We start from the raw sequence: 9,197 nt of genomic DNA on the forward strand, positions 1-9,197 counted from the left end.
GTGGGGTCAGGCTTGGGAGAGGGTTTCGTCCACCAGGTTTTTGGCTTCGGTTTGGATCTTTTTCAGGTGGTCGGGGCCTTGGAAGGACTCGGCGTAGATCTTGTAGACGTCCTCCGTGCCGGAGGGGCGCGCCGCGAACCAGCCGGACTCGGTGCTGACCTTCAGACCGCCGATCGGGGCCCCGTTGCCCGGTGCGGTGGTCAGCGTCGCGGTGATCGGCTCGCCGGCCAGCTCGGTGGCGGTGACCTGATCCGGGGAGAGCTTGCCGAGCACGGCCTTCTGCTCCCGGGTGGCCGGGGCGTCGATCCGGGCGTACGCGGGCGCGCCGAACCGCTCGGCCAGCTCGGCCCAGTGTTCGCTCGGGGTGCGCCCGGTGGTGGCCAGGATCTCGGAGGCCAGCAGGCAGAGCAGGATGCCGTCCTTGTCGGTGGTCCAGGTCGAGCCGTCGCGGCGCAGGAACGACGCTCCGGCGCTCTCCTCACCGCCGAAGCCCACCGCGCCGTCCAGCAGGCCGGGCACGAACCACTTGAAGCCGACCGGCACCTCCAGCAGCGGCCGGCCCAGGTCGGCGGCGACCCGGTCGATCATCGACGAGGACACCAGCGTCTTGCCAACGGCGGCGGACGGACCCCACGCGGTGCGGGTACGGAACAGGTGACCGATCGCCACCGCCAGGTAGTGGTTGGGGTTCATCAGGCCGGCGTCCGGGGTGACGATCCCGTGCCGGTCGGCGTCGGCGTCGTTGCCGGTGGAGATCTGGAAGTCGGCGCGGGCGGCGATCAGCGACGCCATCGCGTTCGGCGACGAGCAGTCCATCCGGATCTTGCCGTCGCCGTCCAGGGTCATGAACCGCCAGGTCGGGTCGACCGTCGGGTTGACCACGGTCAGGTCCAGTCGGTGCCGCTCGGCGATCTCACCCCAGTACGCCACGCTCGCCCCGCCGAGCGGGTCCGCGCCGATCCGGATCCCGGCGTCGCGGATCGCGTCGATGTCGATCGCCGCGGGCAGGTCGTCGACGTAGTGGGCGAGGAAGTCGTACTCCCCGGTGGTGTCGGCGGCGCGAGCCCGCGCGTAGGTGATCCGGCGGACCTCCTTGAGCCCGGCGGCGAGGATCGCGTTGGCCCGGTCCTGGATCCACCGGGTGACGTCGGTGTCGGCCGGCCCGCCGTTGGTCGGGTTGTACTTGAAGCCGCCGTCGTCCGGCGGGTTGTGCGACGGGGTGATGACGATGCCGTCGGCGAGCCCGCTGGTCCGCCCCCGGTTGTGGGTGAGGATCGCGTGCGACAGCGCCGGGGTGGGCGTGTAGCCGTCGCGGCTGTCCACCAGCACGGTGACGCCGTTGGCGGCGAGGACCTCCAGGGCGTCCACTGCGGCCGGCGCGGAGAGCGCGTGCGTGTCCCGCGCGAGGAACAGCGGGCCGTCCAGGCCCTGCTCCCGCCGGTAGTCGCAGAGCGCCTGGGTGACCGCGAGGATGTGGTCGGAGTTGAACGCGTTGCGCAGGCTGGAACCCCGGTGGCCGGAGGTGCCGAAGGAGACCTGCTGCGCCGGGTCCGCTGGGTCCGGATGTTCGGCGTAGTAGGCGGTCACCAGGCGCGGCACGTCGACCAGGTCGGCGGGCTCGGCGGGCTGGCCGGCACGGGGATGGGTCACGGGGGTCTACCTCCTTGATAGTGCGACGGTCACGGCTCGACCCGTTGACCCTTGCCGATGACCACGATGCCGTTGTCGGAGACGGTGTAGCGCTGCCGGTCCTTCTCCAGGTCGACGCCGATCTCGACGCCCTCCGGGACGAACACGTTCTTGTCCAGGATCGCCCGCCGGACCACCGCGTGGCGGCCGATCTCGACACCCTCCATCAGCACCGAACCCTCGACGTGCGCCCAGGAGTGCACCCGCACCTTCGGTGACACGATCGAGTTCTCCACCAGCGAGCCCGAGATCACCACGCCCGGAGAGACCATCGAGCCGACCGCGCGGCCAACGCGCTCACCCCACTGGTGGACGAACTTCGCCGGCGGCCACGGCGGCTGCTCGGTGTAGATCGGCCAGTCGAAGTTGTAGAGGTTGAACACGGGGTGCACGTTGATCAGATCCATGTGCGCGTCGTAGAACGAGTCGAGCGTCCCCACGTCGCGCCAGTAGCCGCGGTCCCGGTCGGTGCTGCCCGGCACCTCGTTGTCGCGGAAGTCGTAGACGTTCGCCTCGCCCCGCTCGACGAGCATCGGGATGATGCTGCCACCCATGTCGTGCTTGCTGGTCTTGTCCTCCGCGTCGCGCTCGACCGCCTCACACAGCGCGCGGGTGGTGAAGACGTAGTTGCCCATCGAGGCGTAGATCTCGTCGGGCGCGTCCGGAAGGCCGACCGCGTCGGTGGGCTTCTCGCGGAACGCCCGGATGCGCCGGCCGTCCTCGCCGACCTCGATGACGCCGAACTGGTCGGCCATCGACAGCGGCTGGCGGATGCCGGCGACGGTCACCGCGGCACCGGAGGCGATGTGGTCCTCCACCATCTGCCGCGGGTCCATCCGGTAGATGTGGTCGGCGCCGAAGACGATCACGTAGTCGGGCTGCTCGTCGTTGATCAAATTGAAGCTCTGGTAGATGGCGTCGGCCGAGCCGGCGAACCACCACGGGCCGCGCCGCTGCTGTGCGGGCACCGGGGTGACGTAGTTGCCGAGCAGCGTGGACATCCGCCAGGTCTTGGTGATGTGTCGGTCGAGGGAGTGGGACTTGTACTGGGTCAGCACGACGATCTTGAGATAGCCGGCGTTGGCCAGGTTGGAGAGGACGAAGTCGACCATGCGGTACATCCCGCCGAACGGGACGGCCGGCTTGGCCCGGTCCGTGGTGAGTGGCATCAGGCGCTTGCCCTCCCCACCCGCCAGGACGATCGCGAGCACCTTGGCAGCCATGCCCCGACGCTATCCACCCGCGTCGGACTTCACCACTCGTACGGGGAGTCTTCTGCACTAGGGTGCGGGGTCATGACGGAACCCACCCCGCTGCGCGTCGATCTGCTCACCCGCGAGTACCCGCCGGAGGTCTACGGCGGCGCGGGCGTGCACGTCGAGTACCTGGCCCGGGAGTTGCGCCGCCTCGCCGACGTCCGCGTGCACTGCTTCGGGCTGCCGCGCACCGAGCCGGGCGTCACCGCGTACGCCGAACCGCCCGGCCTGACCGGCGCGAACGCCGCGCTGCGCGTGATGGGCGTGGATCTGGAGATGGCCGCCGGCACCGCCGGCGCGGACGTGGTGCACAGCCACACCTGGTACGCGAACCTGGCCGGGCACACCGCGAAGCTGCTGCACGGGGTGCCGCACGTGCTGACCGCGCACAGCCTGGAGCCGCTGCGGCCGTGGAAGGCCGAGCAGCTCGGCGGCGGGTACGCGCTCTCGTCCTGGTGTGAGCGCACGGCGGTGGAGGCCGCCGACGCGGTGATCGCGGTCAGTGGCGGGATGCGCAACGACGTGCTGGCCGCCTACCCGCAGGTCGACCCGGACCGGGTCCGGGTGGTCTACAACGGCATCGACACCGTGCAGTACGCGCCGGACCACGGCACCGACGTGCTCGACCGGCTCGACATCGACCCGGCGCTGCCCAGCGTGGTGTATGTGGGAAGGATCACCCGCCAGAAGGGGCTGCCCTACCTGCTGCGCGCCGCCCGGGAGCTGCCGGCGGACACCCAGCTCGTGCTGCTCGCCGGCGCGCCGGACACGGCGGAGATCGCCGCCGAGGTCGAGGAGCTGGTCGCCGAGCTGCGGGCCAACCGATCCGGGGTGATCTGGGTGGCCGAGATGCTGCCCAAGCCCGAGGTGATCCAGGTGCTCACCCACGCCACGGTCTTCGCCTGCCCGTCGGTGTACGAGCCCATGGGCATCGTCAACCTGGAGGCGATGGCCTGCGAGACGGCCGTGGTGGCGACCGCCACCGGCGGCATCCCCGAGGTGGTGGTCGACGGCGAGACGGGCCTGCTGGTGCCGATCGAGCAGGCCACCGACGGCTCCGGCACCCCACTGGACCCGGACCGTTTCGTGGCCGACCTGGCGGCGGCGATCAACACGCTGCTCGCCGACCAGGCGCGTACCGAGCGGTTCGGCCTGGCGGGTCGGCGGCGGGCGGTCGAGCACTTCTCCTGGGACGCCATCGCCCGCCAGACCCAGGACGTGTACCGCTCGGTCATGGCGAGCTGAGGGAGACAGCGTCAGGCGACGTGGAGGGTGGCGGCGAGCTGGGCCAGTTCGGTCGGCGCGTCGGCGTTTCGCGACACGACGGCGACCAGCTTCCGTACCGCCGGACGATGGTGCACCTCGCTGTGGGCTACGCGTTCCGCGTCGAGCAGCGTACGGCCGGCCCGGCGCATGTCACCTACGCGAGCGTGGACGCGGGCCACGTCGAGGAGGTACGCGGCGCGGTGCTCGGGCGGCAGTGACCGCCACCGGTCGTCGGCGACCAGTCGCTGGTGCCGGGCTGCGGCCGTGGTGACGTCGCCCAGCGCCGCCTCGGCAACCACCCGAGCCGCGTCGATCGCCGCCCCTTTGTCGGCTCCGACCTCCCCCGCGGCGTCCGCCGCCCGGTCGAGCGACTGGTGGGCGAGTCGTTCGTCGCCCCGGTCGGCAGCGGCGAGGGCGGCTTGGATGAGCAGCGTTCCTCGTGGCGATGACGCGGCCGTGGACCCGTCGCAGCGGTCGACGGCGAGGAGAGCGGCATCCAGAGCGGCGAGCCGCCGGCCACGGGAGCGTAGGGCCTGACTCAGTGCCACGGTGGCGACGGCGGCCAGCCGGGGATCGCCGGCAGCGGCGGTCATCGCACGGTCGGCCGCCAACCAGGCCAGGTCCCCCTGGTCGACCTTGACCAGCGCCAAGGCGACGAGCCCGTACACCGACACCAGCAGGGCCTCCGTCGCTCCGGGCCGCGCGGTCTGCGCCTCGCGGGCGGCATCGAGCAGGCCGGGCAGCAGGGCCAGCAACGCCGGGTACCGGGCATGGCGGTAGCTCTGCTCGGCGTGCTCCACCCGAGCCCGCAACGCCTCGACCAGCGGCGGCCGGTCTCCATCCGGCCGGTCGTACCGGGCCAGCGCCGCCCGCACCCCATCCACTCCGGCGGCAACCGGTGCGGGCCGCACCGGCCGGGTGGCCAGCAGCACCTCGACGTCGATGCGCAGCGTGTCGGCGATCTCCCGGAGGTTGGACACCCGCTCCAGCCGGCGTACCCCACGTTCGACCTTGTCCACCCAACTCTTCGACTTACCGAGCCGGTCGGCGAACTGCTGCTGCGTCATGTTGCGCCGCACCCGCCACTGGGCGACCCGGCGACCCACCGGCAGCTCGTTCACCGCCGGCCCGTCGCGCTCACCGGACCACCCCGAGAACAAACAGCAGGAGTACGACCACAGCGATCACGCCTCCGTAGAGGTACTGCCGCCGGGGCAGCGGTGCCCGCACAGGACGCGGCGGACAGGGCACCCGATCCCCGTCCGGGTGCGGCGGCCGACCACCGGCCACCGGGTACGCGGGCGGCAACGGCCCGTCGGACGGACGTTCACGCATTGGCACCTCCTGGACACGACGGAACGCGACGGTGAAGAAGCAGGTCAGGGCGGGGCGACACGGGGGAACCACCCCGCCCTGCCCAAGGGACCTCCGCTGCTGACGAGAGAACCCCCGCCACCCAACATAGAGTGCAGTGTGTACAGAGTCAACACAACATGCACAGAGTGTCATGTGCGGTGGCATGCTCAGGGGGCTGACGAGAGGTGGCCCTGCCATGCCCAGGCAACCCGTGTACGAGCAGGTCATCGACGACGTGATCCGCTCGATTCAGTCCGGCGCCCTGCGACCCGGGGACAAGCTGCCCTCGATCGCGGAACTGGGCGAGCAGTACCAGGCCAGCCCTACGCCCATCAGATTCGCACTGCGGATCCTGGATGAGCGGGGCTGGATCGAGGTGCACCAGGGCAAGGGGTCGTTCGTGGCACCGAACCCGCCCGCCTGAGCGCGAGCACACCTTCGTTTCCTTGATCGTTGGCTGCTGGGCGATACGACACGCCGAGCGCGGTGCTGCTGAAGAGCCACCGATCGGCAGCCGTTCGGACGCCACCGCCGGCTCGCGCTCTGGAATCGCCCACTTGGCCCGTTCGCGTGCTGCCTGATGGCTTCGATCGACTCGCCGTGCAGGAAACCGCAGCATCGAACGTGCGCTGATACTCCGGCCTCACGAAACGCGAGTGGATCACGACAACGGGCGGCCGGTCAGGGAACGGCTACGACAGCGGCCACTAGTCGTCCGGCGTGATCAGCGTCAAGGTCGGGAAGTACGTGCGGTAGCGCGCTCCGTCACGGGTCAAGAGGTGGTATCGGCAGACGGCGGCGTGTGCACCGATGTAGAAGTCGGCCACCGGCGAGCGCTTGGTGCCGCCGAGCTTCCGGTACCGCGCATATGCCTTGCCTGCAAGAAAGCCGGCCAGGTAGGGCAATTCCTCGCGGAGGAAGTCCCCCGCCGGCAGGGCCTCGTCCAGTTCCTCGATGCGGGCGAAACGGACCGACACTTCCGCGTACACGATGGGGTTGATCACTAGGTGGCCCGCGTCGCGGGCCTCGGCGAGGGCGGTGGCAGACCACTGGGCCCACTTAGGGTCGTCGGTGAAGACGTCCAGCAGCACGTTGGTATCGACCAGGGTCGTCACTACGCCGGTTGGACGCGATGGCACTGCGCGCAGCCTCTCACTCGCCACGCAGCAGCTCCATCAGTTCCTCGGTGGACATGTGCTCGGTCTCCTTGGCACTGCCCCGCCCGCGCATGTGTCGGACGAGGCGTTGACCTCGGGTTTCGGCGCCCTGCACGCGCACTATGCGCAGGGCCCCGCCCTCCTCGACCACGTCGACCTCATCGCCCTCATGCAGGTTGTAACGGGCTCGCAGCGCGGCCGGGATGGTCACCTGGCCCTTGCTGTTCAGCCGCATGCTCGGTACCTCCGTCACGTAATACCAACGATACGTGACACCTCTCGTTACGCGGCGCGTCCTGGCGAACCGCACCTGGGACTGACCGGGGTGCTTGGCCGCGCGCGAACGGATCTCGCGCAGTAGGTTGGCGGGGTGACTGGACGGTTCCCGATCGAAGACGTCTCCCCCGTCGTCTCGTGCGGGCGGTACCCGGCCAAGGCGGTGGTCGACGAGCCGGTTCCGGTGTCGGCGCGCGCCTACCGGGAGGGGCATGACGCGCTGGGCTGCACCGTGGTGTGGGCCGGCCCGGACGGCGCCCAGCGCCCGTCCACCCGGATGCGCCCCGGCGAGCCCGGCCAGGACCGTTGGCACGCCACCATCCGCCCCGACGCGGTGGGCGAATGGACCTTCTCCGTCGAGGCGTTCCAGGACCCGTACCTGACCTGGCAGAACGCGGTGACCAAGAAGATCGCCGCCGGGCAGGGGCCGGAGGACCTGGCCAACGACCTGGCCGAAGGCGCCCGGGTGCTGGCCGCCGCCCGGGACCTCGTGCCGGCCGCCGACCGGCCCCGCGTCGCCGCCGCGCTCACCGCGCTCGCCGACACCGACCTGCCGTTGCCGCAGCGCGTCGGCCCGGCGCTCGCCCTGGCCGACCTGCTCTGGGAGCACCCGGTGCGAGAGTTGGTCACCGCCGGTGACACGTACTCGATCTGGGTGGACCGCAAGCGGGCGCTCTACTCGGCCTGGTACGAGTTCTTCCCCCGCTCCGAAGGAGCGGTGGGCGACGTCTCCGGCACCTTCGCGACCGCCACCGAGCGGCTTCCCGGCGTGGCGGCGATGGGCTTCGACGTGCTCTACCTGCCGCCGATCCACCCGATCGGCCGGATCAACCGCAAGGGCCGCAACAACGCGCTCACCGCCGGGCCGACCGACGTGGGCTCGCCGTGGGCGATCGGCGCCGCCGAGGGCGGCCACGACACCATCCACCCCGACCTGGGTACGCCGGCGGACTTCCGCGCCTTCATCGAGGCGGCGGCGGCGCAGGGCCTGGAGGTGGCGATGGACCTGGCGTTGCAGTGCGCGCCGGACCACCCGTGGGTCACCGAGCACCCGGAGTGGTTCACCACCCGGGCCGACGGCAGCATCGCGTACGCGGAGAACCCGCCCAAGAAGTACCAGGACATCTACCCGGTCAACTTCGACAACGACCCGGAGGGCATCCGCGCCGAGGTGCTGCGGGTGGTGCTGCACTGGGTGGGCGAGGGCATCCGGATCTTCCGGGTGGACAACCCGCACACCAAGCCGTTCGACTTCTGGCACTGGCTGATCGCCGAGGTCAAGGCGGTCGATCCGGACGTGCTGTTCCTGGCCGAGGCGTTCACCCGGCCGGCCATCATGCACGGCCTCGGCAAGATCGGCTTCACCCAGTCGTACACCTATTTCACCTGGCGCACGACGGCCGCCGAGATGCGGGCGTACTGCGAGGAGTTGATCGAGGCGGCCGACTACATGCGGCCGAACTTCTGGCCGAACACCCCGGACATCCTGCACGAGTCGTTGCAGCACGGCGGCCCGCCGATGTTCAAGATCCGGGCGGTGCTGGCCGCGCTGCTCTCCCCCTCCTGGGGTCTCTACGCCGGCTACGAGCTGTTCGAGCACGTGGCCCGGCCGGGCACCGAGGAATACCTGGACAACGAGAAGTACGAGCTGCGGCCCCGGGACTGGGCCGGCGCCGAGGCGCAGGGCCGCTCGCTGGCGCCGTTCCTGGCCACCCTCAACCGGGTACGCCGCGACAACCCGGCCCTGCACCAGCTGCGCAACCTGCGCTTCCACGAGATCGACAACCCGGCGCTGCTCTGCTGGTCCAAGCACGACCCGGAGACCGGCAACACCGTCATCGTGATCTGCTCGTTCGACCCGCGCGTCGTGCAGTGGGGCAACACCACCCTCGACATGCCGGCGCTGGGCTTCGACTGGCACGAACGGTTCACCGTGCACGACGAGCTGACCGGCACCAGCTACGACTGGGGTCAGCGCAACGCGGTACGCCTCGACCCGTACCTGCAACCCGCGCACGTGCTGACCGTGCGCCGGCCGACGCCGCCCGCCGCGCCGGCGCCCGCCGGTGTCGAACCGGCGGACCTGACCGTCGCCGACGTCCCGGACGACCTGTCCGGAGGCACCGCGCCGACGACCCCGGCACCGACAGCCGCCACCGACCCGGCGGCGGCTCCGCGCCCGGCCGCGGCCCGCCCG

General features: G+C 70.9%; 9 protein-coding genes. 3 read left to right on the forward strand and 6 right to left on the reverse strand.

What is annotated here, in order from left to right:
• Positions 1–6: 6 nt before the first annotated feature.
• Together pgm and glgC are read right to left on the reverse strand one after the other, a co-directional pair.
• Positions 7–1,650 carry a phosphoglucomutase (alpha-D-glucose-1,6-bisphosphate-dependent) gene (gene pgm, locus F8271_RS27695; protein ID WP_151492791.1) on the reverse strand — a complete coding sequence of 548 codons (1,644 nt, stop codon included), beginning with the start codon at positions 1,648–1,650 and terminating at the stop codon, positions 7–9.
• Between the two features lie 29 nt (positions 1,651–1,679).
• Entirely contained in the window at positions 1,680–2,912 is a 1,233-nt protein-coding gene (gene glgC / locus F8271_RS27700; RefSeq protein WP_151492792.1) for a glucose-1-phosphate adenylyltransferase, read from the reverse strand.
• 72 nt (positions 2,913–2,984) lie between these two features.
• On the opposite strand from glgC, the gene glgA reads away from it, so the two are divergent.
• A complete protein-coding gene (gene glgA, locus F8271_RS27705) occupies positions 2,985–4,190 on the forward strand; it encodes a glycogen synthase (RefSeq protein WP_151492793.1) in 1,206 nt (401 codons plus the stop codon).
• Positions 4,191–4,201: 11 nt separating this feature from the next.
• On the opposite strand, the gene F8271_RS27710 is transcribed toward glgA, so the two are convergent.
• Both F8271_RS27710 and F8271_RS27715 read right to left on the reverse strand, forming a co-directional pair.
• Complete coding sequence (locus tag F8271_RS27710; RefSeq protein WP_225854807.1) at positions 4,202–5,332, reverse strand: helix-turn-helix domain-containing protein; 1,131 nt, start codon at positions 5,330–5,332, stop codon at positions 4,202–4,204.
• 16 nt (positions 5,333–5,348) lie between these two features.
• Positions 5,349–5,546 (reverse strand): hypothetical protein, encoded by a 198-nt coding sequence (locus F8271_RS27715; protein ID WP_151492794.1) that lies wholly within the window; start codon positions 5,544–5,546, stop codon positions 5,349–5,351.
• A gap of 217 nt (positions 5,547–5,763) precedes the next feature.
• Between F8271_RS27715 and F8271_RS27720 the strand changes: the two genes are divergently transcribed.
• On the forward strand, positions 5,764–5,991 hold the full coding sequence (locus F8271_RS27720; RefSeq protein WP_151492795.1) for a winged helix-turn-helix domain-containing protein: 228 nt from the start codon (positions 5,764–5,766) through the stop codon (positions 5,989–5,991).
• A 283-nt stretch (positions 5,992–6,274) separates the two neighbouring features.
• Here F8271_RS27720 and F8271_RS27725 read toward each other — a convergent pair whose 3' ends face one another.
• On the reverse strand, positions 6,275–6,682 hold the full coding sequence (locus tag F8271_RS27725) for a type II toxin-antitoxin system VapC family toxin (protein ID WP_225854808.1): 408 nt from the start codon (positions 6,680–6,682) through the stop codon (positions 6,275–6,277).
• 37 nt (positions 6,683–6,719) lie between these two features.
• A complete protein-coding gene (locus tag F8271_RS27730) occupies positions 6,720–6,977 on the reverse strand; it encodes an AbrB/MazE/SpoVT family DNA-binding domain-containing protein (RefSeq protein WP_225854809.1) in 258 nt (85 codons plus the stop codon).
• Positions 6,978–7,094: 117 nt separating this feature from the next.
• Here F8271_RS27730 and F8271_RS27735 point away from each other — a divergent pair.
• The coding region (locus F8271_RS27735; protein WP_151492797.1) for an alpha-1,4-glucan--maltose-1-phosphate maltosyltransferase at positions 7,095–9,197 on the forward strand (2,103 nt) is incomplete at its 3' end.

Origin of the sequence: Micromonospora sp. ALFpr18c, assembly GCF_008868155.1 — a bacterium.
Classification (GTDB): domain Bacteria; phylum Actinomycetota; class Actinomycetes; order Mycobacteriales; family Micromonosporaceae; genus Micromonospora.